Source organism: Paenibacillus andongensis (assembly GCF_025369935.1).
In the GTDB taxonomy this organism is placed as follows: Bacteria; Bacillota; Bacilli; order Paenibacillales; family NBRC-103111; genus Paenibacillus_E; species Paenibacillus_E andongensis.
In genome coordinates, this window is sequence record NZ_CP104467.1 from 3,056,766 (window position 1) to 3,081,936 (window position 25,171).

The following is a 25,171-nucleotide window of genomic DNA, read 5'->3' on the forward strand; positions in this document are numbered from 1 at the left end:
ATTTGATTGAGCTCAATAAGCCAATCAGATTTAGGAGAGGAGCTCCTTCATGGACTACACAGCCAATCTTACCAAACTATTTGCGCTCCGCTTCTTTTCCAGCCTTATCCCAGCCTACGTTATCGAGAGGCTATTCTGGGAGGAGCGGGGTATGACCATTCAGATGGTCGTGTTTACCGAAATTATTTACGCCCTGACCATCGTCCTTCTGGAGATTCCGACCGGCATTATGGCCGACAAGTGGGGCCGAAAAAGAATGCTAGTACTAAGCGCTATGCTAAGGTGCAGTGAGTTTCTGATTCTACTTTATGCGACGGAATTCTGGCACTTTGCCTTGGTTGTTTTCTTGGCGGGCGTAAGTAGATCGGCCAGCAGCGGCTCAGAAAATGCCTTGCTTTACGATTCCTTAAAGCTGCAAGGGAAGGCTTCTACGTTCGAAAAACAACTGGGCAGATTGAATGCCTGCGACTTCGCATCCGCCATACTCGCCGCCCTGTGCGGAAGCTTGCTTGCAAGTAAATTCAGCCTCGAGCTGAACTACTGGATATCGCTCGGGAGCACACTAATCGCCTTTGCGCTCTCATTGTTATTGATCGAGCCTGCTGCTGGTTCAGAAGATAGTTCTGTCGAGGAAGCAATTCCTTTCAAGACATATATGGCTATGTCCCTGCGGTTTTTTCGAACAAACCCTAGTGTCTCTATAGTGTTGCTTTCAGCCATGGTGACAGGCGCTGCGCTGGGCTATATTTATGAGTTCTGGCAGTTATACGTAAGCAGACTGGGCATTCCGGTTATATATTTCGGCGTATTATCAGCCGCGATCATGCTGCTGCAGCTTCCTGGCAATCTGATGGCACACGTGCTGATTCGTTGGTTCAGCTATAAAGCGCTGATTTTCATGATTATGGCTGTATTCGCCGTCGGCTTTACTTATGTTGCCATTAGCAAGGATTTCATCGGCCTAACAGCGATGCTTTTCATTTGCTTGTTCTCTGGGGTGATGGAGCCAATCGCCTCTGGCTACTTGCATCACCGAACTAATTCCTCTATGCGGGCAACGATCGATTCTTTCCAATCGTTAGGGGAGAATCTTGTGCATACTCTCGCAGGTCTTGGTTTCGGCTACTTCGCCTCAAAATATGACGTATTCGGCGGCTATGGTTTTATTGCGCTATTGTGTTATGCTTTTCTTGTTTGGTTCATTGGAGCATCCCGTAAAATCGAATAATTAACACCATGAAGCAAGAGACGGCGGCCCTTATTGGCTGTCGTCTTTTTCTGTTTTATAAGCTTGGACGATGTAGTTTATTGACGGGACGAAGTTGTCGCGGTAAAGTACAATTAATTGCATGTTAAGGGGGAAGGGTGACCATATGACGAATAGTGGGAAATTCGCATGGACATGGACCATTCGTGAAGAAGATTTAGAGGAATACGTGACTATGCATCTGGCTCCATGGCCGGAAATTATGGAAGAGCACACGAAAGCCGGGATTAGGGATTACTCGATCTTTCAAAATGGCGCACAATTTTTTTATTGCTTCTTGTGTGATGATGTGGAAGCTGCTTTCGTGTATTTAGCAGAAAGCGAAGTTTGTAATCGATGGAATGCGATTACTTCGAAGATGGTCGTTGGTTCCTTCGACTTCCGTGAAGCAGTGCCAATTCAACCGATGCGTGAAGTGTTTTATTTGAAATAGATAGAAGAAGAGCCTTAGGAAGCAGCTGCTTCCTAAGGCTCTTCTTCTATCTATCAAAGTATCTCTGATCCCGATGTTGCCGGAATCGTAATTTCCACTTCCGTACCCTCGCCGGGAACGCTTCGATACGTTAAATTCGCAGGCTCGCCGAAATAGTGGCGAATGCGTTCGATAACGTTTTTGACGCCGTATCCGCTGCCGCTAATTTTGCTGCGGCTCGTGCCCGTCATAATGTCCTCGACCTGGGTGGCGCGCATGCCGACTCCGTCGTCTTTGACAATAAGGTGAATGTTATCATTTACCCTTGCGCCGCTAATCGTAATCGTACCTTCACGGTGAGTACGGCCAAGAATACCGTGAAGGATCGCATTTTCTACGATGGGCTGCAGCGTAATCTTCGGAATCGCGCAATCTAACAGCTCCTCAGGCACATGGATCTGAAAATCGATCTTATTTTCAAATCGGATATTCTGAATCTGTACGTAAAAAGAAACATGCTTTAATTCCTCGCGGAGCGAAATAATATCTTTCCCGCTGCTTAAGCTTACTTTGTAGAAACGGGCAAGGGCCTTGACGACCTTTTTGATGTCCGTGTTAAGACCGCTGTCAGCCATCCAGTTAATGAGATCGAGCGTATTATACAGGAAGTGAGGATTGATTTGCGATTGAAGTGCTTTCAGCTCCGCATTTTTCACTTCTTGTCCTAATCGATAATGCTCCTTATTCATAGAGCTAATTTGTTCAATCATGTAGTTGTAGGTCTGAATCAGCTCTCCAATTTCATCTTTACCTTGCGTCTGAGCCAGTGCGATTAAATTACCTTTCTGTACATCTCGCAAACGGCTTGTTAATTGTGAAATGCGCCGTGTGACCGAGAAGGAGAACAAATAGGCCAACAGGTAAGCAATTCCACTTACAATAAGCAAAATAACAAGCAAGTCATTGCGCAACTCATGGCTCTGTTGAACGACTTCATCTAGTGGAATAACCGTCACCATGCCCCAATTCGATGGGAGCTGCCGGTATAAATAGTAGTTATTATTGCTTTGCCAATTCATCGTGACCGCGTCGCTTGCAATATCCGGCAGGGTAAAGTCCAGGTCGGTAAGAGTTATAGGTTCAGATGCAAGTACGATCTGATGGTTCTGGTCGACTAAGAAAGTGGCGCTTTTCTTCACCACGTTGGCTTTTTTAAGCATAGAGCGCAGTGTCTCCGCCTGTACATCCACACGCAGCTGACCGATGGGCACCGAATAATTATTTGGATCCAGAATGCTTCTAACCACATAGAGGGAAGAGTTATCATGGGTAGCTTGAGAACCTAACTCTGGTGGCGAGCACCATAAATATTTGGCATGCAGTTCATTTAATCGAGCAAAGCAAGGGCTGTCAACCGTCTGGTCGAGAGGCAAGAAATTCTCCGATTCGTTGGCGAAAATAAACGCCTTCGGCACATAGAGGATAACCCGTGAAATATCAAGACTGTCCTGCATGGATCGGAGGAGCTGCTTCAGATTACTGTAATCTTGCAGCTCACGATTAATATTCTGCGTGATACTCGTGTCCATTAAGATATCAGAGATGGTGGTGTTCGATACCAGAATATTCGTCGTTTCGGCAATCCGCTGTACGCGGTAACTGAGGAACGAATACGTTTGGTCGAAGCCCTGCTTAGCCGAATACGTCACATGATTAATGATGATGGCAGACATTTTATCCGAAGCAATGAATTGATAGAAGCCAAGCGGAATCATGATCAGCAGCAAATAAGTAACCATGATTTTATGCCGCAATTTCGCGTTGTACAGCCATTTGCGTATCGTTTGAATCAAAGTAAACATCATAATTGGCATCGCTCCCGGTACTCGGAAGGTGTCATCCCCGTAGATTTGCGGAATATTTTCGCGAAATGCTCCCCGTCTTTAAACCCCACCTGTGAAGCGACGTCAAGCACTTTCAAACGATTATTTCGGAGCAAATCCTTCGCCTTTTCCATTCGGTATTCGGTGACGTACTGCTTAATGGTTTTGCCAGTTGCTTCTTTGAAAATTGAGATGAGATGCGAGGCAGTCATTTGCATATGATCACTGACATCTTGAACAGACAAGTTATCCTCAGCAAAATGCTGATGAATGTAACGAATGATCCGCGAGCTGGCAGATGACATGCTTCCGTTCCCGCGTTCCCTGAAGGCTTGCTTCAGTTCATCCAGCTTCTGGGTGATCACCTGATGGATATCATCTAGGAAGTGACATTCCAGAATAAGCTTCCACGGCACATTACTTTCTTCCGAGACATCGAACAGGATGACATTTCGGCTGCGAGCAAATTTGTCCATTTCCAAAGCAAAACGATAATAAAGCTCTTTGACGCTGACGATTAGCGTTCCAGGATGCTGGTGAATGTCTGTGGTGACCGTGCTCAACATACGGGAAATGTCCTCAAAGTTTTCCTCAATAAGTGCTTCTTGAAACCTGTTGACTAACTCAGCCGGCACTTGATAATGATCAGAATGCATTTCGCTGCCATAATTGTCATGCAGAATGACGGAACATGGTTTATGAAAAAATGATTCCTGAAGACGAAGGACAGCACTTGTGTACGACTCCTGCAGCCGTTTAACCGTTGGCACTATTTTTCCTGCGGCAATGGAGAAGGAATGAAATTCCTTTTTTAAGGCAGAAGAGAGCTCGTAACAAACGTGATGCAAACCACTGCTTCCTAAAGGCTCTATGCCGCTCGAAAATAAATGAAGGATGACATGATTGTCATCTTTCAGCGCATACAAGTAGGGATTTTCGAAGGTGGTCATTGCTGATTCAAGTGTGGAACTGATGATTTCTTTGGATGGTTGCGGCGTGATTAGCTTGGCCATGATCGTAACGGCAGGAGCCTGAAGTGATGCCTCGAATCCAACGGCCATCAGTCGCTTAACTAGCAATTTTTCGTCAAATCCCCCGCGAATGAGCTGGAGAGCTGCTTCTTGCTTGATATAGCTCTTATTATCTCTGGCTACCGCATCGTTCGCCAAGTGCCGCTGCTCTTCCAAGCAAATAGCTATTGCGCTTCGCAACGCTTCTTCCAGCTCCTCGATATCAATCGGCTTCTCCACATAGCTGACCGCTTTCAACGATATCGCTGCTTTTAAGTAATCTTTATCCGCGTAACCGCTCATAAAAACAATTTTACACAAAGGATACTTCCGGCGAAGGTGCGTAGCCAGCTCAATACCATCCATGCGCGGCATGCGAATATCCGTCAGCACAATATCGGGCTGAAATTGCTCAGCGATAGCAACCGCTTCTAGTCCATCGACCGCTTCGACAAGCTCGGTAATCCCGAGTTCTCCCCATGCAATCGATTTACGAATACCTTCTCTCGTGAATTTTTCATCCTCTGCGAAAAGAAGTTTCATAATTAAAATCGCCCCCAAGCATTTTTGAAGAAACTTATGATGTAAGGTTAAGATTAGCGCATATTAGCAAGCAAAGCCACTATCTTATGGGCTATCTGCAAAAGTTACAGGGAATCGATATTTTGTCGGGTTACTACGCTGCTTGGAACCTGTTAATTTAGTAACAGGAGAGACAACTAGAACCGGATGGGGGAACGAATAAAGATGAGAACAGGACTCCTGTATCGACTCAAGTCGAAGAAAACACTGCTGTTCATGATTGCACCGGCAGTCCTTTACTTCTTGCTTTTCAGCTATGTACCGATGGCCGGTATCGTGCTTGCGTTCAAGCAGTACCGCTATGATTTGGGCATTATGAACTCACCATGGGTGGGATTTGATAACTTCAAATTCTTCTTCATGACGGGTGATGCGTTTAGAGTCACGCGGAACACGATGCTTTACAATGCCGCTTTTATCCTTATTAATAATGTGCTTCAAATTGTGGTGGCGATCCTGATGGCCGAAATCGGCTCGAAACTGTTTCGCAAAACGGCGCAAACCCTTATGTTTCTACCGTATTTCTTATCCTGGGTCGTAGTTGGTGCTGTAGCGTACAATCTATTCAATTACGAGCATGGAACTGTGAATACATTACTTCGCTCCTTACAAATTCCTGAGCTTGATATATATACAACTCCGGAATATTGGAAGTATATTCTCGTCTTTTTCTCAGCGTGGAAAGCAGTTGGTTATGGGGCAGTGTTTTACATGGCATCCATTCTGAGTATTGATCGAGAAACGTATGAAGCTGCTGAAATTGACGGCGCCAATGTGTTTCAAAGGATTCGATATATTACAATTCCGTCCTTGCGTCCAACCATAACCATCCTTGTTCTACTAGCGATTGGCGGTATTTTCAGAGGAGATTTCGGACTATTTTATCAGCTTGTGGGCAACAATGGTCTGCTGTATCAAACGACGGATGTCATTGACACGTATGTGTATCGTTCCCTATTGGTCAACAATGAAATCGGGATGTCATCCGCAATTGGATTCTATCAATCCATCCTTTGTTTTGCGACCATTATGGTAACGAATTTCCTTGTGCGTAAATCGGATAAAGAGAATGCCTTATTTTAAACAGAATGCAATTTGCGGGGTGAACCTATGAGTACGATGAGTGTTAAAAAGAGTCATATCGATCAGCGGATACTGGATGTCATGGGCTATGTGTTGATCAGTTTGATCAGTTTGGCTTGTTTAATTCCTTTTATACTTATCATTAGCGGCTCGTTAACGAGCGAATCATCGATTACGAGCGATGGCTTTCGAATATGGCCCAAGGAGTTTTCTTGGGATGCCTATGCTTTTGCACTCAAACATCCACAGCAATTTGTTAGTTCTTACCTGCTGACCATTGCATTAACCGTAACGGGAACGATTGTAGGACTGTTCATCTCAGCGATGGCTGCGTATGTCCTGCAGCGTCAGGATTTTGAGTGGCGAGGCGGATTTTCCTTCTTTTTCTACTTCACAACCCTATTTAATGGCGGACTTGTACCTTGGTACATCTTAATGGTTAACTACTTACACATGAAGAATACCTTCTGGTCGCTGCTCTTGCCGCCGCTTTTAAATGTGTTCTATATTATCATCTTACGAACGTTTTTACGGAGCATACCGGACGCTATTACGGAATCTGCGAAGATTGACGGAGCAGGGGATTTCACGATTTTTATCCGATTAATTCTGCCGCTAGCCAAACCGGGACTGGCCACGATTGGACTGTTCACCGCACTGAATTATTGGAACGATTGGTTTAACTCGCTGCTGTTTGTACAGAATGAGAAACTGTATACCCTGCAATATTTACTTTATAAAATGCTGGGCAATCTCGAGGGCATTCGCAAAGTTATGGCCATTACAGGTATGCAGGTTACGGAGTTGCCTGGTGAAAGTTTGAAAATGGCGCTCGCTATTCTGGTTACAGGACCGATCATATTCTTATATCCGTTCGTACAGCGTTATTTCGTGCAAGGCTTAACCGTTGGAGCTGTAAAAGGGTAACCCCGGGAATTCAAATTCCCGGTTATCATAAATTATCTATCTTTTATAAGGGGAGAAAAAAATGGCATACACCAAGAAATTAGCAAAGCTCAGTCTAGCATCACTTTTCGTGATGGGTACTGTATTGACAGCTTGCGGCACGAAGGATGCATCACCGACACCTGGTACGTCTGCGACACCTCAAGCAAGCGCTTCCGCAACTTCTAGCAATGGTATTGATACAAGTAAAGAAGTAAAGCTGAAAATGGTTCTGCTTGGTTCCAAGCCAAAAGCTTTTGATGAGGTTTATGGTGAAGTTAATAAAATCATGAAGGAAAAGATTAATGCGACGCTTGATGTTAGCTTCTTAGATTGGGGCGAGTATCAACAGAAATATCCGCTTATGTTCGCAGCTAACGAGGATTTCGATCTCGTATTCTCCGCTACATGGTCCTACTATGCACAGCAAGCTACGAAAAACGGCTATATGGAATTGACAGAAGATATGATTAAGAAGTTTGCTCCGAAAACATGGGCGGAAGAGCCAAAAGTAGCATGGGAGCAAGCGAAAATCAACGGTAAAATTTATATGATTCCACAAAACAATTTCGAGTACAGTTACCATATGGTCGGTATCCGCGGAGACTTGCGTCAAAAATACAATTTGCCGGAACTGAAGACGTATGATGACTATGTGACATATTTGAAAACGGTTGCGGAGAAAGAGAAGGATTTTAAACCAAGTATCGGTGTTAGTGAGTTTAATGCCATTGAATTGGTTCAACCGAATGAATGGAACTTCGTTGTGCCTCAACTGCCGGTCGCTTATAAAGTAACGGATGGTTCCGGTAAATTATTTAACTATGTAGATACACCTGAGTTCGCCGATTTTGCTAAGAAAATGAATGATACCCAAAAAACAGGTGCTTGGTCCCGAGATGCCATTGCCAATAAAGTTGACAAAACACAAGCGTTCAAAGACGGTAAACTAGCTTCCGTGGAATGGAATTTAGGAACATTATTGCGTGCAAAATCCGAAATGCTAACCACACATCCCGATTGGAAAGTAGAGCTGTATGATCTGAGTCCAGACAAAAAGCGTCTCTCCAATCCGTTCATCAATAATGGGATGTCCATCCATGCTGGTTCGAAAAACTACGAGCGTGGTTTAATGGCGATTGATTTACTCCGTTATGATCCTGAAATTCATGACCTAACGAATTATGGGATTAAAGGCAAACACTACGAGCCTGTAGGTAACGATCAGTTCAAACCCCTTCCTGCCTCTGCTGATTTCCCTCCATCCGGTACGGATCCATGGGGTTGGAATTCCTTGCATGAACGGTTGGATTCCACAGTAGCTGCTGAAACACAAAAATTCACAGAAAACTGGAAAAAGACAGTGACTGTCAACCATCCGTTAGAGACATTTACGTTTGATGATACCAAAGTGAAAAATGAAGTTGCCGCTGTAAGCAACGTGATGGAGACTTACGGTAAACCGCTCTTCTATGGTTTGGTTGATCCTACCGATGATAAGCATGGTCTGAAAGTTTTTAATGATAAGCTGAAGCAAGCAGGCATTGAGAAAGTTGTTGCTGAAATGCAGAATCAAGCTAATCCGGTGATTGCGAAAAAATAAGTTGGAGAGAGGTCCGCTTCCTGTTGTCAGGAGGCGGTTTTTTTCAATTCACTCAAAGCGACCCCTCCAAAAATAGGAAAGATGTCGAATATGTTAGGGGAGTTAATAAATCCCAACAACTGAGGAGTCGTTATTATGAAAATGAACAAGCCCTGGATGATCACAGCTACATGTATTGTTGTAACTAGCCTTATGACAGGATCTGCCTTTGCAAAATCCGAAAATGGCAACAATGCTGATAAAGCGGATTCGTCTAAACCAGCAGTAGAACTGAATGTGAAAGTTAATGTAGATAAGGATGCAACCGTAACTTCCGATACATATGTTGGTAACCAAGGCAAGAACGGTTATCATGGCCTTCTTCATGCACTTGAGAATGTAAAAGATAAGCCGGCCGGAGCTGTTATTGCCGATCTTCTTTTGACGAACTACGGTGCTCACATTAGCGACGAATTAAAGGCTGAGCTTGATGCGATTAAAGACCGAGATGCTGCACTTTCTGCTGTTGCTGATGTTTTGGACGAGCAGGGAAGTGTAACCGATGCGGTTTATGTTCAAAAAGAAGCCGTAAAAGTTAACATAAAGAACTTGAATTCCTACAAGAAACTGGGCAAACTTTATGAAAAACTAGGAAAAAAAGGCGTGCTTTTGTATGTGAATGGTGAGGAGCCTACTTTGGAAGTGAACCCTTTCATTAAAGACGGCAGCACATTGGTACCATTCCGTGCGATTTCTGAGTCGCTAAAAGCTGAAGTAACATGGAACGCGGAAGAGCGTTCAGTAACAGTTACTCGTGGCGGAATTACAGTGAAGCTCTTTATCGATAGCACGAAAGCTACTGTAGACGGTAAAGAAGTAACACTGGAAGTTCCAGCGGCCATCGTTGAAGGCAACACGGTTGTACCGGTTCGTTTCATTAGCGAAGCTCTAAAAGCAACGGTTAAATGGGAAGAAGAAACGAAGTCCGTCGTGATTTACGAAGATAAATAAGTTTTAATTCATGTGGAGCTTACCTTCGGGTAGGCTCTTTGAGTTTAGTCGGTTTCCGATTATTGGTTATGAGGGTATTTATTTAGGTCGATAGAATGAACGGGTAATCGATAATTTATCGGGTATTTTTGTGCTGGTGAACCTGTTAAACTTGGATGCAATGAACGTAATATGAGTCCATACATTTATCCTAGAGGTGATCAGCTTGTCACAGAAATATCCGCCAATTAGCCCCAAATTACCTGTTTTCATGCACGGTGCCGATTATAATCCTGATCAGTGGCAACATGATCCGCATGTGTTGGAAGAAGACATTCGCATGATGAAGCTGGCCAAATGTAATGTGATGGCTGTCGGCATTTTTGCTTGGTCAGCGCTTGAGCCGGAGGAAGGTGTGTTCACCTTCGATTGGCTTGACCGAGTGCTTGACACATTCGCAGCGAACGGCATTTATGCGTGGTTGGCTACCCCGAGTGGCGCCAGACCATCGTGGATGGCGGAGCAATACCCGGAAGTGCTGCGGGTAGGTCCTAATCGGGTGCGCAATTTATTCGGTGCGCGTCATAATCATTGCTATACGTCTCCGGTCTATCGGGAGAAAGTCTCGATCATGAACAGGCTGTTGGCTGAGCGCTATGCGCAGCATCCTGCCGTAGTGGGTTGGCATATCTCCAACGAATATGGAGGGGAATGCCACTGTGACTATTGTCAGGAAGCTTTCCGCGAATGGCTGAAGCGTAAATACGCAACGCTGGATGCTCTGAACATGGCGTGGTGGACTTCATTTTGGAGCCATACGTATACAAATTGGTCTCAGATTGAATCTCCAGCACCTCATGGCGAGAATTTGGTCCATGCGATGAATTTGGATTGGAAACGGTTCGTGACGGATCAAACGGTTGATTTCTGCCGTCATGAAATCGAGCCTCTGAAGGCAGTTAATACCGAGCTGCCCGTAACGACGAATCTCATGGACGCTTACGAAGGTCTTAATTATTGGAAGTTCGCCAATGTTCTGGATGTCATCTCTTGGGATGCTTATCCAACTTGGCATGATGCGTCAGATCAGAGCAATCTAGCCGCATGGTTCTCTCTCAATCATGATATGTTTCGCTCGCTTGGGGGCGGTAAGCCTTTCCTGCTAATGGAGAGTACACCGAGCTTAACGAATTGGCAGCCTGTCTCTAAGCTGAAAAAGCCGGGCATGCATCTTCTTTCTTCTTTGCAAGCCGTGGCACATGGATCTGACTCTGTTCAGTATTTCCAGTGGCGCAAAAGCCGAGGAGCCAGCGAGAAGCTGCATGGAGCGGTGATTGATCACGTGGGTCATGAGCATACGCGTGTATTTCAAGATGTAGCTGAGCTTGGCGGTGCTCTGGAGAAGCTGACTGATCTCATCGGGACACGAGTGCCCGCACAAACAGCCATTATTTTCGACTGGGAAAATCGCTGGGCCGTTAAGGATTCGCAAGGTCCTCGTAATAGGGGGATCAAATACGAACAAACGGTGTTAAGTCACTATCGTGCCTTTTGGGAACAAGGTGTTCCTGTCGATGTTATCGATATGGACTGTGATTTCAGCAAATATAAGCTTATTGTAGCGCCAATGCTATATTTGGTACGTCCAGGCGTCGGTGAGCGGATCGAACAGTTTGTCGCGAATGGGGGAACCTTCGTCACTACCTACTGGTCTGGAATCGTGGATGAGAATGACCTTTGCTTCCAAGGTGGCTTCCCGGGACCGCTTCGCAAAACGCTGGGCATCTGGTCTGAGGAGATCGACGGACTGCATGATCATGAAGTGAATCGTGTTCTCTTCACAGAGGGCAATGCGCTTCAAATCACAGGTGAATATGAGGTTCGTGAGCTGTGCGAGCTGATTCATACAGAAGGTGCTCAGACTCTTGCTGTCTATGGTGATGACTTCTACGCAGGTCGACCTGCGCTCACAGTCAATGCGGTCGGTAAAGGCAAAGCCTATTATATCGCTGCTCGTACGAATCAAACTTTCCAGAGCAGTTTCTATAAGCAGATCCTTAAAGAAGCGGGCATCGATGGTGCTCTACAAACAGACCTGCCTGCGGAGGTAACAGCTCAAATTCGTACGGACGGTGTGAATGAGTTCATCTTTCTCATGAATTTTAGCCGTAAAACACACGCCATTACACTAGATGAACAGGCATATACAGACATGCTAGCCTCGGATTCAGCGTTGTCTGTGAAGATCGGTTCGAGCTTGCAGCTCCAGCCTTACGGCGTTCGGATACTGAAGAGGAGTAAACGCTAGATTTCGTTGAAGAGTACCTAATTTCATAAACAGAAGAGGATGTCTGGTTACTAATTCCAGCATCCTTTTTTATAGATGTTTTGGGTTGGAGCGAACTTAACGAGAAGAAGTGACTACGGTTGAGGTAAGCCTGCAATTTTACATGCTTTTTTTTCTTTGAATAGCTCCTAATCGTAAAAGCCTGCAATCGTGCAGGCTTTACGGTTTTTTTTTATTTCAGGATGGAAAAGCTAAAAATTCCTGCATAATAGCAGGCGTTTTCTCTATTCCAGCGATTTTAATAAAATACCTGCACTTTCGCAGTTATTGTGGGGCTTGAATAATAGTTCTCCTCGACAGCTTCATAACAAAGATCGAGTAGGCTGCCAGCGATAAAATCGGTGGCCTGTTTTGCTAACGTTTTTTTAAAAATTTCTAGGCTATGTGGATTAATCAAAAATAAGAAATATTAAACCCAAAAAATTCTCTTTTTTTATAGGAAATTCGCCTTTATTCTTGATCTAAGACAAAAGAGCAAGAAATATAATAAGTAACCAATATATCAAATCCGCGCTCCACATCAGTACGATTAAATGGGTATGGGGAGGAGATAAGATTAATTGAAACCAATCATTCAACTACTGCATTTTGGCTATCATCAGATGATGAGCTGCATATTTCCTGTTGCGATCTTTGGAACTTTAGCTCTCTCTAGCCTAATAGCGGTACCTTTCATTCATCGTTATGATGCCATTCTACTTATACTGCTTGGCGTGCAATACATCATGTACCGCAGCGGTTTAGAGACACTTGATGAAATCAAAGTAATCTGTATATTTCATTTTATTGGATTGTTGCTGGAGTTATATAAGGTGAGGATGGGATCATGGTCATATCCTGAGCCTGGGTATACGAAGTTGCTCGGTGTCCCACTCTATAGCGGATTTATGTATGCAAGTGTAGCAAGCTTTATGTGTCAGGTGTGGTGGAGACTGCGGATGGACATGACTGGCTGGCCTGGTCTTAGGTCTTCGGGCCTGTTAGGAGGAGCCATCTATTTCAACTTTTTCACACATCATTTTATTCCCGATTTTCGTTGGTGGTTAACGGCACTTGTGTTTATTATCTTCAGGAAAACACAGATCATATATCGGGTACGGACTATAATTTATCGAATGCCCTTAACTCTCGCTTTTTTCATTGTAGGTTTTTTCATTTGGTTGGCAGAAAATATAGCCACATTTTTTGATGCTTGGAAATACCCTGATCAGCACCAAACTTGGCAAATGGTTAGTTTCAGTAAGATCAGCTCATGGTTCCTTCTGGTAATCATTAGCGTCATCATCGTAGCCCAACTTAAAAATGTTAAAGCTAGTCGAACAAGGAACGATTTATTTTCTTGCTAAGATTACCTCATATAAACATCTCATCTTATCAATATCAGAACCTTCCATCCTATGATATAATTATCCAATATCTTAGTTTACGGGGATGATGCAGATGTCGGAGCAGCAAGTGTATGTCCGGTTCCCTGAGGAGTCGGACGCCGAAGAAATGACAGCAATGTACAAGCGCAATCGGGAGTTCTTTGAGAAGTTTTCGCCAAGAAACCCGGAAGAGTACTATACGGAGGAGCACCAGCTCCAAACGATTATTAAGAGTAAGGCCGACAGGGTGGAGGATCGAAAATATGTCTTCGTGATATGCCACAAGGAGGACGACCGGATTATTGGCAACATCGGACTGTCCTTTGTGTTACGAGGTCCGCTTCAGAGCTGCATGATCGGATACAACCTAGACCAGGCATATAACGGCAAGGGCTATATGACGGAAGCAGTGAAGCAGGTGGTACGCTATGCTTTCGAGGAACTGAAGTTTCACCGGATCGTTGGGGAAGCCTCTCCCCGGAATCCCGGATCTATCCGCGTGCTTGAGAATGCCGGCTTCCACAAAGAAGGTATCTCTCGAAGCAACGTGAAGATCAACGGGGTGTGGGAGGATCATCAGCTCCTGGCCCTTATCAATCCGACCGGAGATATCTAGTCAACTTACGGGAGACGATATCTATTCAGTCATGCTGACCACAAACTAATAAGCGAATATACGAAAAAACAGCAGTCGGTCTAATGATCGGTTGTCGTTTTTGCATGGATGGGGAAGGATTCTTTTGGGAAATATTGAAATATTACAAAAGTACGTCGTAGTCGGATGGCAAATATGTCCATAGTGATCCTTAGAAATCTATTGAACTATTCGGGGGAGGAGATAATCGCTTGAACGTTTTTATTATTATTCTCATCCTATTGGTTCTGATTGGTGTATCGAATGTCGTAAACCGCTTCGTTCCGTTCATTCCCGTCCCCCTTATCCAGATTGCATTAGGCGCCTTACTGGTAATCATGCCTCTTGGCATTCACTTGCACCTGGAACCGGAATTGTTCTTCCTTTTGTTTATTGCCCCGTTGTTGTATAACGATGGAAAGCATACACCGCGAGATGAGCTTTGGAAATTGCGCGCTCCGATTCTTCTTTTGTCGGTGGGCCTAGTTTTCATAACGGTGTGCGTCGTAGGATATGTCGTTCACTGGTTGATTCCTTCGATCCCTCTTGCTGCCGCTTTCGGGTTAGCCGCTATCCTGTCTCCAACAGATGCCGTAGCAGTCAGCTCTTTAGCCGGGCGGATTCATTTGCCTAAAAGCTTGAAGCGGCTGTTAGAAGGGGAAGCTTTGATGAACGATGCATCGGGTCTCGTTGCCTTCAAGTTCGCCATAGCCGCGGCGGTCACCGGTGTTTTTTCTCTACCAAAGGCAAGTCTAAGCTTTCTCGTCATCTCCATAGGAGGCTTACTGATCGGGGCTCTAGTCGCTTTTCTTATTATTGGCATTCGTCAGCTGCTGCGTCGCGCAGGACTTGAGGATGAGACGATGCACATGCTGCTGCAAATTTTGACGCCTTTTCTGCTCTATTTGATTGCCGAGGAACTTGGCGTATCGGGTATTTTGGCAGCTGTCGCGGGGGGGCTGGTGCATGCAATCGAGAACGAACGTATGGCGTTTACGATGCCGACTCTCCAAAATGTATCTAATGCAACATGGTCTGTCATTTTGTTTGTTTTAAATGGGTTGGTCTTTGTCCTTCTGGGTTTGCAAATCCCGGGCGTATCCCGGACGATTCTAAGCGACCCGAATTTCGATAATGTCAAAGTCATCTGTTATGCCATTCTCATTTTTGTTCTGTTGTTACTGCTGCGTTTTGCGTGGACGTTTCTGTTCGCTAGAGGAGGGCGCTGGTTTGGGAATAAGAATCAAGAGGTGCCCAGCTTGCGTATGCTGACATTAACAGCTATTTCAGGTGTGCGTGGAGCGGTGACGTTGGCCGGTGCGTTCTCCATTCCGCTTGTCCTTCAAAATGGCGCTCCCTTTCCTCAGAGAGATCTCATTATTTTTCTTGCGGCGACTGTCATTTTATTCTCGCTGTTGACGGCGAGTATCGTTCTGCCGCTGCTTGCAAAGAAGAAAAGCACAGCTGGTGATGCTGAGAGGGAACGGATGGAGCGCGAGTGGCAAATCGAGGTCATGACTGCTGCTGTGCGGACACTCCAGAAAACGAGTACCGAGAAGAACGAGGTCGCTGTAGACACTGTGATTGGCGACTATAAACTCATGATGCAGCAGCTTGGACAAAAGAATGGCACATGGAAACGACACCCGCGTTTTCAGCAGGAAGAAGCAGGGATGCGCCTGCTGGCGCTGAATATAGAGCGCAAATATGTGAACGAGCGTTTGGTGAACGGGCAAGTTAGCCGCGAACAGGCAAATTATTATTTGAAGATGCTGGAGCAAGTAGAGCTCATTCTAGCCAATAAGCTGGATCTAGGCAAAGTCATCGTCAAGAACATCTGGCGACGCTTGAAAATGCTGATGACGTCCATCTCCCAGCCTAAACTGGTAACTAGTTACATCGAACCTGATATGACTGCGATTCGTACGCTGAAAATGCAATGCAGCCAAGCCGTCGTCGATGAATTCTCCAAACGCTGCGCCCTACAAAGCGATGATGCAACAGAAGGCGTACTGGACTATTATCAGCAAATGCTGGATAGGCTACGAAGGTTCACCTTCGGCTCGCGACGCAAGGATGCGTCGTTCAACGATTGCCGACGCGAGCTCCACTGGATCGCCATACAAGCGGAGCGCGATGCTGTACAAGCGTTTTTCGAGCGGGGAGACATCACGCGTGACATGGCATCCTTGCTGCGGCGAATCATACGCAACAGGGAAGCATCGCTGTATGAGCTTGAGGAGATTGGTTGATCATGAGCGGTTAGAGAATGCCTGAGCAATCGGGCATTTTTCTTTTTATCATGCCATAAACGAAAGCCATTCCACACAAAATGAGGAAAGTATTATATGATTGAAAGTGAATGGTTTCTAAATATTTATCAGGAGGTTGGCTGATGTTGAAAAGAATAGGGATTATTGTTGGTAGTTTAAGGGAAAATTCGTTTAATCAAATGATTGCAAATACGATTCCTGAACTCGTAGATTCAGCAGAATATGAATACATCTCGATTGCGAATCTTCCCTTATATAACGCGGATTTGGATCATGGAGAAGGGCCAGACCCAGTTATGCAGTATCGTGAAGCGATTCAAAAGACAGATGGCATCATCATCGTTAGCCCGGAGTATAACTCAGGAATTCCGGGTGTGCTGAAAAATGCACTGGACTGGGCATCGACACCAACCAAAACAGCCGTCCTAATTCATAAACCTGCAGGTGTGATAGGTGGAACGCCTGGTGCAAAAGGAACGATTCTGTCGCAGCAGCAAATTAGGCAAACGTTGGATGCCACCCAGTCCTATGTGTTGCCGGCTCAAAAAATGTATATATCTCAAGTTTTGGATAAAATTGATTCAGATACTCGCAAGCTCACAGATGAAACGACCCGCAAGTATCTGCAGCGTTATGTACAATCGTTTATGCAATGGATAGACCAGGTACAAAGGTTGAATGAGCAGTAAGGATGTAAGCATAACCTATGAAACCTTCGATTAGCTGGTCGGACTGGTCAGCACACAGTGAAGTTTATTTGTTTGACTTGTACGGAAACTGAAAGTGACAGATACCAGGGCCCCTTCTAATGTGAAATTAGAGGGGCTCTTTTCCTTTGAAGTATTGGTGATAACCGAGTTGTCCGATGGCGATGAGAAGCGGGTTATTCTTTTCATAATCCGTTTATTATTGTAAAGTATGGGAAAAGACAACTAGATAAAGTGATGCATATTGAATGTTACTCTTACCATGAAACGTGAGGAGATTGCTTATGTATTCTTTATTAATCGTTGATGATGAAAGATGGGTTCGTCAAGGGTTGTGTTCTACCATTGATTGGCAAGCTGAAGGAGTCGAAGTGATTGGAGATGCGGAGGACGGAGAAGAGGCGTTAAGAATCATCCAAAGCCGGATACCGGATATCATCATCACGGATATCAAAATGCCGCGGATGGACGGTCTTGCTTTGATTGAAACGCTCAAGAATCGCAAACTCTCTTCGAAAATTATTATTATTAGCGGATACAGTGATTTCAGTTACGCCCAGAAGGCTATGCGATACGGGGCAGTTGACTACGTGCTTAAACCAATCGAGGAAACGCAGATGCTGGACGTTGTACGCAAATGTGTTAGTCAAATAAAGAGCGAGAAAGAAGATCATCTTGAATTTATCCAGATGTCAGAACGTATTCGTGAAAGCTTACCTCTGGCCCGGCAGCGCTACCTTGAAACTCTTCTCATAAATGAAAGCGCTTCAAATCAATATCTGAGGACGCTATGGGATCGGCTGAATATTCATTTGGACCCCAATCGTTTGAAGGTGAGCATTGTGAAAGTGTATGATTGGGGGCCGCATGAAAATAATCCGAAGGAGCATTATGTACTTCGACATGCCATTGGCAATATCGCTAAAGAAATCGGTAAAGTGGGGGGGAAGATAATAACATGCCCCTTGGATAATCATGAAGATACGGATCTGGCCGTTCTGCTGTCTCCAATAAATGAAGATGACCGAGGGAGCGGAAGCATTATGGAATCTCTCATTGAAGCATGCCGGCGGTATTTGGGGATCGGGATCAATATTGGAAGCAGCCAAATATGCGAGTACACTAACATCCATGCATCTTTCCGAGCAGCTGTGTATGCTGGCGCTTATGCGTTCTATGATGGTTATGGAAAGGTATACGATACAGAGCGGTTAGAGCAGCTTAAACCTCTACAAGTTCAGCCATATATAGGGCCAAATGGTTGGGGTATTCGGTTCGTGCATGCTGTGAAACTGGGCGATGAAGCCGCGCTCAGCGAATTGATTGATGAGCTGATTGCACATTTACAAATGAGTCGGGTGAAATATTCGCCGTATCAATTGCGAACCGGCTTAACAACGTTGTTCAGTGAAATGGATAAGAAATTGGAGTCAAGCTATTCCACCGAGCAGCACTCCGTCAGAAAAAAACTTATTATTCCTTACTGTGCTTTGCCGGAGATGAAAGACGAGCTGCTCGCAGTTGTCCGCCAATTCCAATATGGCCACAATACCTTGGGAAATCGGAAAAGGTTCATCGATATGGCTATCAAGTATATGGAACAGCATTTTACGGAAGCGATCATGATGAACCAGGTAGCCGAACATTTATTTCTAAATCCATCCTATTTCAGCAAAATTTTTCATGAGAATACAGGCGAGACGTTCAGCAAATATCTAATTCGCCTAAGGATGGACAAGGCAAAGGACCTTCTCAAAGATTCGACGCTTAAAATATATGAGGTGGCCGAACGGGTAGGTTATCAGGATTTTCGACATTTTGTAAAGCTTTTCAAAGAGCAAGAGGGGATGACCCCTGCCCAGTATCGGGATTTAGGCGTCAAGTAAGATGATTGAGGGGGAGTCTGTTTGAATCTTCATGCTCATTTAAAATGGCGTTCGATAGGCTATAAATTATTCATTTTATTTTTTGCAAGTATGTCCGTTTCCATCATGTTGATGGGGTATCTATCCTATCATAAAGCCAACGATATCATTAGTTCCAAAGTGTCACAAGTGGCTTGGCAAACTGTGCAGCAGGCCGACAGGCGGCTCGAATTGTTAATGAACGAGTATGATAACCGGTCTTTGCTCATTTTTGCTAACAAGGAAATCCAGAAAGGCATCGTCGGAGAATATCGGGAAAGCTATGATCAGAGTTACAACAATCAGCAAATCGCCAAGTTTTTGTCCAATTTGGTTAACGTAAAGAACGATATGCTGAACATTTATATTTTAGGTGAACGCAGCGCTTCCTACCGGTTTACGAACAACGGCTTTGCCGAGATTCCAATGGTGAGTAGTGAAGAACAAACACAAGATTGGTACAAGCAAATCAGAGCTGCGAACGGTCAGGTGGTATGGTATGGCATTCGTTCGCCTCTTGTTAAGTCCAATAACGACGAAGACAATAAACCTGTGTTTGTGCTCGGCAGATCCATCAAAAACTTCGATAATCTCGACCAATCTCTGGGTGTGCTGATCATGGAGTTTGATCCTGAGCCCATCCAGCAATTTTTGTCCGAGGTTGATTTTCAGGCGCAAGGCCATACGTTTATCGTCGACGGTAATGACACGGTTGTAGCTGATTCGGATGGTTCCCGGCTTATGCGGCCTTCCGGGCTGAAGCTTCCGCATGAAGACAGTGGGTTTTTAACCGAGGTGGTCGATGACAAGGAAGTGATGGTGGTCTATGATCAATCGAAGCTAACCGATTGGAAGCTTGTCGGCATGGCGCCGATCCAAAATCTCGTCAACGATTCGAGAGAAATCGGTTACTACACGGTGTATCTGGTCATTGGATTCAGCGTTGTGGCCATCGCGCTTGCTTTCTTAGTCGCCAAGCAAATGCATAAGCCTGTCAGGATGCTGCTCTGGTCCATGCGCATGGCGAGAGAAGGCGACTTCGACGTTCAAATTACGAATGGTCGAAGCGACGAATTCGGCATGTTATTTCATAGTTTTAATACGATGGTTACGAGAATCAAGGATTTAATCGATGAAGTATATATTCAAAAACTATTAAAAAAAGAAACGCAATTGAAGATGATGGCCTCTCAAATTAACGCTCATTTTGTATACAATACGCTGGATTCCATTCATTGGATTTCCCGTATTTATAAAGTCGATGAGATCAGCACGATGATCTTCGGTTTGTCCAAATATCTGAGGATCAGTTTAAGCGAGGGGAACGATTTTGTCACCGTCAAGGAAAGTTCCGAATTGCTAGAAAGTTATTTGTCGATACAAAAGGTGAGGTATCAGGACAAATTTACGGTGAGCATGAATATAGATCCGTCGATACTGCACTACCGGGTCCTGAAATTCGTCTTTCAACCGCTAGTGGAGAACGCGATTTATCACGGCTTAGAAAATAAGCGGGGAAGCGGTCGCTTAGACATCAGATGGAGAATGGAAGGCCAAATTCTTTATTTCGAAGTTGAGGACGACGGTATCGGGATCGAACCTGATAAAATGGCGGAGCTAACAGAAGTGATGGCAAGTGAAGAGGTAGTCGGAGAACATAATTTTGCCCTGAGAAATATTAATTCGCAAATCAAATTAACTTATGGCAAGGACTTCGGGCTCTTCATTGAGAGTACAACGAATGTAGGCACGAAAGTCACCTTAGTCATCCCATTACGATAACAAACAAAAATAACACACTAAAAACAAAAATCCCCTCGTTAAAGGAAAGAAGTGAAAGCGCCTACAATAAGGATAAGCTCATAAGCGAGCGACAAACATAAAGGAGGACAAATATGAACAATGAAAAGGGACGAATTGGTTGGCAAAACAAAAAGTTAGTTGCACTGCCTTTGGCTGCAACGATGACGATGGCTTTGGCAATAGCTGGTTGCAGTTCGACGAACACCACATCCAGCAGTCCAAACAATAAAGGGACAGAAGTCAAAAGTACGGAAAGCAGCAGCCCTAAAGCTTCTGCAAGCTCGAGCGGACCCGTTACGATCGATTTTTGGTTTCCGTGGGGCGGAGACTATCAAAAGGATTTTAAAGCTAATGTTGTCGATGTATTCGAAAAGCAGCATCCTGATATTAAAGTGAAAATGACATTCGTCGAGACGACAGGTCAAACACAGGCCTCCGATAAATTACTTACAGCCATCGCAGGCGGCAATCCGCCCGACGTCGCTCTGTTCGACCGATTCTTGATCGGTTCCTGGGCGGCGAAAGGCTCTCTGACGGACTTATCGGAATTTGTGAAGAGCAGCGGCATTTCTCCGAATGATTATTATAAAGGGCTTTGGTCCGAAACCGTCTATAAAGATAAGGTATATGCCTTGCCTTGGGGCACTGACAATCGAGGTATGTTTTACAACAAGACGTTAATGAAAGAAGCCGGACTTGATCCGAATAAACCGCCGCAAACGATTCAAGAATTGGATCAAATGGCCGATAAAATTTTCAAAAAAGGCAGCAACAACAAATACTCACAAATTGGCTTCATTCCATGGATGAATCAAGGGTTCCTCTATACCCAAGCATGGAACTGGGGAGGTAAATGGGAGGATAGCAATCATAATTTGACACCGAACGATCCGCAAAATGTGAAGGCGCTTGCGTGGATGGCCAACTACGCCAAAAAGTATGATATCGGCAACCTAACCAGCTTCTCGGACGCGATGGGACAAACGGGCATGAACCCGTTCTGGACGGGAAAGGTTGGATTTGAGTTCGATGGAAACTGGATTTTGAACGATTTGGCAAAATACAAGCTAAACTTCGATTGGGGCGTAGCTCCGATGCCGGCGGCTGAAGGCAATAAATCAGTGACATGGGCGGGCGGTTGGTCGTATGTCATTCCGAAAGGCTCCAAGCATCCGAAAGAAGCGTGGGAATTCGTAAAATTTGTAGCGCATAAGGAAGGCACATTGCTCTGGGCAAAACGGCCGAAAGCCGGTAATGATATTACGGCTATGCCGAGCGTTAACGAGGAGTTGAAACTGTCCGATAATGCGAACCTGAAAGTATTTCTGGACTTAATGCCTACAGCCTTCACAAGACCCGTTACACCAGTTGGCGCTTTCTTATGGAACGAAGCGATGCGGGTTCAGGATTTAGCGATTCATGGAAAAGGGGACGCACAAGCGCTCCTTGATGAAGTGAAAAAGAATGTAGATGGGGAATTGGCTAAGATGGGCAATTAAATGTTGCTTTAAAGATAGAGGGCAGGGCGAACAGCGTTGCCCTCTATCTTTTTAGTTGAAAAGGAGGGAATAGCATTGACTGTGATGGATACAAAATCTTCCGAAAAGAAAATAATGGCTTCAACAGATTTGGTTAAAAAAAGGAAAACGCGATTCGAAAAAAAGATTGCCATGTTCGGCTTTATCTTCGCACTGCCCTGGATTGTCGGCCTGCTTCTCTTTCACGCTTTCCCGTTAGTCATGTCAGCTTACTACAGCCTAACCACCTACAGCATCCTTGAGCCGGGAGAGTTCGTAGGATTCCATAATTACGCAATTCTTTTTCAGGATAGGGTCTTTTGGATTAGTATGTATAATACCTTGTACTATACGGTCATTTTCGTTCCGCTCAGCATGGCGGTAGGCGTAGGACTAGCCCTCCTCCTGAATTTGAAAATACGTGGTCAAGGGATATATAGAACGCTATTTTTTATCCCTAGTTTGGTTCCGCCCGTTGCGACGACGATTATTTGGCTTTGGCTGCTAAATCCGCAGTTCGGGCTTGTGAACTATTGGTTGGATAGACTCGGCATCGAAGGCCCGCCATGGATTGGTAGCGAGGCCTGGTCTAAGCCATCTTTGATTCTGATGAGTTTATGGGGAACAGGGCAGGCGGTTGTTATTTACCTGGCGGGTCTGCAGGACATCCCACAAGATTACTACGATGCCGCCAACGTCGACGGAGCCAGTGCATGGCAGCGGACGAAGACGATTACGCTGCCACTGTTAACGCCCGTCATTTTTTTCAATTTAATTATGGGTACGATCAGCGCTCTGCAAAATTTTGTCCTGCCTTATACGCTCACGAACGGTCAGGGCACACCGGCCAATTCTATGATGTTTTACGTGATGTATTTATATACGAACGGTTTCGGATATTTAAAGATGGGATATGCTTCTGCCATGGCCTGGATTCTTTTCTTAATCGTGGTCATTTTAACAGCGCTAATCTTTGTCTCTCAGAAGCGCTGGGTCCATTATCAAGGAAAAGAATAGGAAGGGAGAGATTGTCATGGGAAGCACCGGACTTGGAACTTTTCAAAAAGTATGCGCACACGTCGTATTAATTGTGATTGGCGCCTTTTTTCTGTCGCCGTTTTTATGGATGGTCTCCACTTCGCTCAAAGCGAACAATGAATTGTTTCAGTGGCCACCAGTGTGGATTCCGAGCGTTATGGCGTGGAGCAATTATCCTGCCGCTCTAGACTATATTCCCTTTTTTAAATATTTGTCGAACACACTTACGATTGCAGGCCTATCGACTTTTGCGGTTTTATTTTCCTGCCCGCTGGTCGCTTATAGTTTGGCCAGAATTCCGTGGAAGGGGGCGAAGCCGCTTTTTGCCATTACGCTCATCGTTATGATGCTGCCTTATCAAGTAACGATGATTCCTATTTTTATCGCATTCAAAAATTTCGGCTGGGTAGGAACTAATATCCCGCTTTGGCTGCCGGCCTTTTTCGGCGCACCCTTTTTCATTTTCTTGCTCCGGCAGTTTTTTATGGGATTACCGAGGGAGCTGGAAGACGCTGCTCGGATTGACGGCGCTTCAGAGCCTCGGATTTATTGGCAAATTATGCTGCCGCTATGCCGTCCCGCATTATTGACAATTGCCCTATTCCAGTTCATGGGCAGTTGGACGGACTATCAGGGACCGCTCATTTATTTGTCGGATGAGAGCCAGTATACACTGATGCTCGGTATGCAGGCGTTTAAGTCTCAACACGGGGCGGAATGGCAGATGATGATGGCTACGCTGGTTATGATTACTTTGCCGATTATTGTGTTGTACTTCCTCGTGCAAAGAGCGTTTATCCGCGGAATTACTTTTTCAGGTATTAAATGAAAGAGGAGGCTAGTTATTCGATGAGCAAAATTCGTATTGGTATGATTGGAACCGGCGGCATTTCTCAATTGCATGGACGTCAACTGTTGGAATTAGAGGAGGTGGAAATTGCCGCGCTTTGTGATACGAGTGCCGCGAACCGGGAGAAGTTTGCTGCCAAGTTTGGCCTTGCCAAGGTGCAGCATTTTACTGAATATCGAGAGATGCTGAATCAGGCGGAATTGGATGCCGTGGTCATTTGCTCACCTCATACGCTGCACTTTCAACAAGCAACCGATGTGCTGAATAATGGGCTGCATGTGTTGATTGAGAAACCGATGACCTGCTCATCGGAGGAAGCAGAGCAATTGATCGCAACTGCGGAGAAGGCGGGTAAAGTGATGCAGGTCTCATACCAACGCCATTTTCAGCCGGAATTTCTATTCATTCGCAACGCGATCGCAAACGGTGAAATCGGCAGGCTGACGTCGATTACGGCTTCTTTGTATCAGGAATGGAAACAAGGAACAACTGGATTGTGGAGACAAGTTCCGGAGCTTTCGGGTGGCGGCATGTTGATGGATTCCGGCAGCCATATCATCGATGTGCTGCTCTGGACTACGGGCCTCACGCCGGTTGAAGTTAAACCAAGCCTGCATCTGCAGGGGGCGCCGGTGGAGATCGACTCCTTTACATCGATCCGGTTCGCTGAAGGCGCTGTCGCCGGATTGAATATTGTCGGTTATGCCCCTTGCTGGCATGAAACCTATGTATTTTGCGGCGAAGATGGGGGCATTTTTTACGACAATGGCAATATTACAATCCGCCGCCTCGGACAGAAACCTGTCGTGCCAGAGCTGCCGAAGGAAAAGACGAATCAGGATAAGAGCTTTATTGACGCCATCCTAGGGCGCCATGAAGTGAAGGTGCCGGGTTCCTTTGCCTTGAAAGTTGTAAAGTTTACAGAGATGATCTATCAAGCGTCCGGATATAAGCCTTACTAAGCCAATGGAAATATG

General features: G+C 45.2%; 19 protein-coding genes. 17 read left to right on the forward strand and 2 right to left on the reverse strand.

Annotated elements, in window-relative coordinates:
- Positions 1–49 precede the first annotated feature (49 nt).
- On the forward strand, positions 50–1,228 hold the full coding sequence (locus tag NYR53_RS13360; RefSeq protein ID WP_261305628.1) for an MFS transporter: 1,179 nt from the start codon (positions 50–52) through the stop codon (positions 1,226–1,228).
- A gap of 145 nt (positions 1,229–1,373) precedes the next feature.
- Positions 1,374–1,700, forward strand: a complete 327-nt coding sequence (locus tag NYR53_RS13365; protein WP_261305629.1) for an L-rhamnose mutarotase — start codon at positions 1,374–1,376, stop codon at positions 1,698–1,700.
- A 53-nt stretch (positions 1,701–1,753) separates the two neighbouring features.
- Here the strand turns inward: NYR53_RS13365 and NYR53_RS13370 are convergent, their stop codons facing one another.
- On the reverse strand, positions 1,754–3,544 hold the full coding sequence (locus NYR53_RS13370; RefSeq protein WP_261305630.1) for a cache domain-containing sensor histidine kinase: 1,791 nt from the start codon (positions 3,542–3,544) through the stop codon (positions 1,754–1,756).
- On the reverse strand, positions 3,541–5,115 hold the full coding sequence (locus tag NYR53_RS13375; protein WP_261305631.1) for a response regulator: 1,575 nt from the start codon (positions 5,113–5,115) through the stop codon (positions 3,541–3,543). Before NYR53_RS13375 ends, NYR53_RS13370 begins: the two co-directional genes overlap by 4 nt.
- 204 nt (positions 5,116–5,319) lie before the next feature.
- Between NYR53_RS13375 and NYR53_RS13380 the strand changes: the two genes are divergently transcribed.
- The 15 genes from NYR53_RS13380 to NYR53_RS13450 all read left to right on the forward strand — a co-directional run bounded on the left by NYR53_RS13380 (position 5,320) and on the right by NYR53_RS13450 (position 25,156).
- Positions 5,320–6,237, forward strand: a complete 918-nt coding sequence (locus NYR53_RS13380) for an ABC transporter permease (protein WP_261305632.1) — start codon at positions 5,320–5,322, stop codon at positions 6,235–6,237.
- Positions 6,238–6,264: 27 nt separating this feature from the next.
- Positions 6,265–7,164, forward strand: a complete 900-nt coding sequence (locus NYR53_RS13385; RefSeq protein WP_261305633.1) for a carbohydrate ABC transporter permease — start codon at positions 6,265–6,267, stop codon at positions 7,162–7,164.
- A 61-nt stretch (positions 7,165–7,225) separates the two neighbouring features.
- A complete protein-coding gene (locus NYR53_RS13390; protein WP_261305634.1) occupies positions 7,226–8,785 on the forward strand; it encodes an ABC transporter substrate-binding protein in 1,560 nt (519 codons plus the stop codon).
- A 135-nt stretch (positions 8,786–8,920) separates the two neighbouring features.
- The gene (locus tag NYR53_RS13395; RefSeq protein WP_261305635.1) at positions 8,921–9,775 is read left to right on the forward strand and encodes a stalk domain-containing protein; all 855 of its coding nucleotides are present in this window, start codon (positions 8,921–8,923) and stop codon (positions 9,773–9,775) included.
- A gap of 250 nt (positions 9,776–10,025) precedes the next feature.
- On the forward strand, positions 10,026–12,062 hold the full coding sequence (locus tag NYR53_RS13400) for a beta-galactosidase (protein ID WP_261306358.1): 2,037 nt from the start codon (positions 10,026–10,028) through the stop codon (positions 12,060–12,062).
- A gap of 599 nt (positions 12,063–12,661) precedes the next feature.
- Entirely contained in the window at positions 12,662–13,447 is a 786-nt protein-coding gene (locus tag NYR53_RS13405; protein ID WP_261305636.1) for a DUF817 domain-containing protein, read from the forward strand.
- A 94-nt stretch (positions 13,448–13,541) separates the two neighbouring features.
- Positions 13,542–14,084 carry a GNAT family N-acetyltransferase gene (locus NYR53_RS13410; protein WP_261305637.1) on the forward strand — a complete coding sequence of 181 codons (543 nt, stop codon included), beginning with the start codon at positions 13,542–13,544 and terminating at the stop codon, positions 14,082–14,084.
- Between the two features lie 230 nt (positions 14,085–14,314).
- On the forward strand, positions 14,315–16,354 hold the full coding sequence (locus NYR53_RS13415; protein WP_261305638.1) for a Na+/H+ antiporter: 2,040 nt from the start codon (positions 14,315–14,317) through the stop codon (positions 16,352–16,354).
- A 143-nt stretch (positions 16,355–16,497) separates the two neighbouring features.
- On the forward strand, positions 16,498–17,064 hold the full coding sequence (locus NYR53_RS13420; protein WP_261305639.1) for an NADPH-dependent FMN reductase: 567 nt from the start codon (positions 16,498–16,500) through the stop codon (positions 17,062–17,064).
- A 302-nt stretch (positions 17,065–17,366) separates the two neighbouring features.
- The gene (locus NYR53_RS13425; protein WP_261305640.1) at positions 17,367–18,968 is read left to right on the forward strand and encodes a response regulator transcription factor; all 1,602 of its coding nucleotides are present in this window, start codon (positions 17,367–17,369) and stop codon (positions 18,966–18,968) included.
- A gap of 21 nt (positions 18,969–18,989) precedes the next feature.
- Complete coding sequence (locus NYR53_RS13430; protein ID WP_261305641.1) at positions 18,990–20,768, forward strand: cache domain-containing sensor histidine kinase; 1,779 nt, start codon at positions 18,990–18,992, stop codon at positions 20,766–20,768.
- A gap of 113 nt (positions 20,769–20,881) precedes the next feature.
- Positions 20,882–22,288 (forward strand): ABC transporter substrate-binding protein, encoded by a 1,407-nt coding sequence (locus NYR53_RS13435; protein ID WP_261305642.1) that lies wholly within the window; start codon positions 20,882–20,884, stop codon positions 22,286–22,288.
- Between the two features lie 84 nt (positions 22,289–22,372).
- Positions 22,373–23,323, forward strand: a complete 951-nt coding sequence (locus NYR53_RS13440; protein ID WP_261306359.1) for a carbohydrate ABC transporter permease — start codon at positions 22,373–22,375, stop codon at positions 23,321–23,323.
- 16 nt (positions 23,324–23,339) lie between these two features.
- Complete coding sequence (locus NYR53_RS13445) at positions 23,340–24,173, forward strand: carbohydrate ABC transporter permease (protein ID WP_261305643.1); 834 nt, start codon at positions 23,340–23,342, stop codon at positions 24,171–24,173.
- Between the two features lie 20 nt (positions 24,174–24,193).
- Positions 24,194–25,156, forward strand: coding sequence for a Gfo/Idh/MocA family protein (locus NYR53_RS13450; RefSeq protein WP_261305644.1), 963 nt, complete (start codon positions 24,194–24,196; stop codon positions 25,154–25,156).
- Positions 25,157–25,171: the final 15 nt, after the last annotated feature.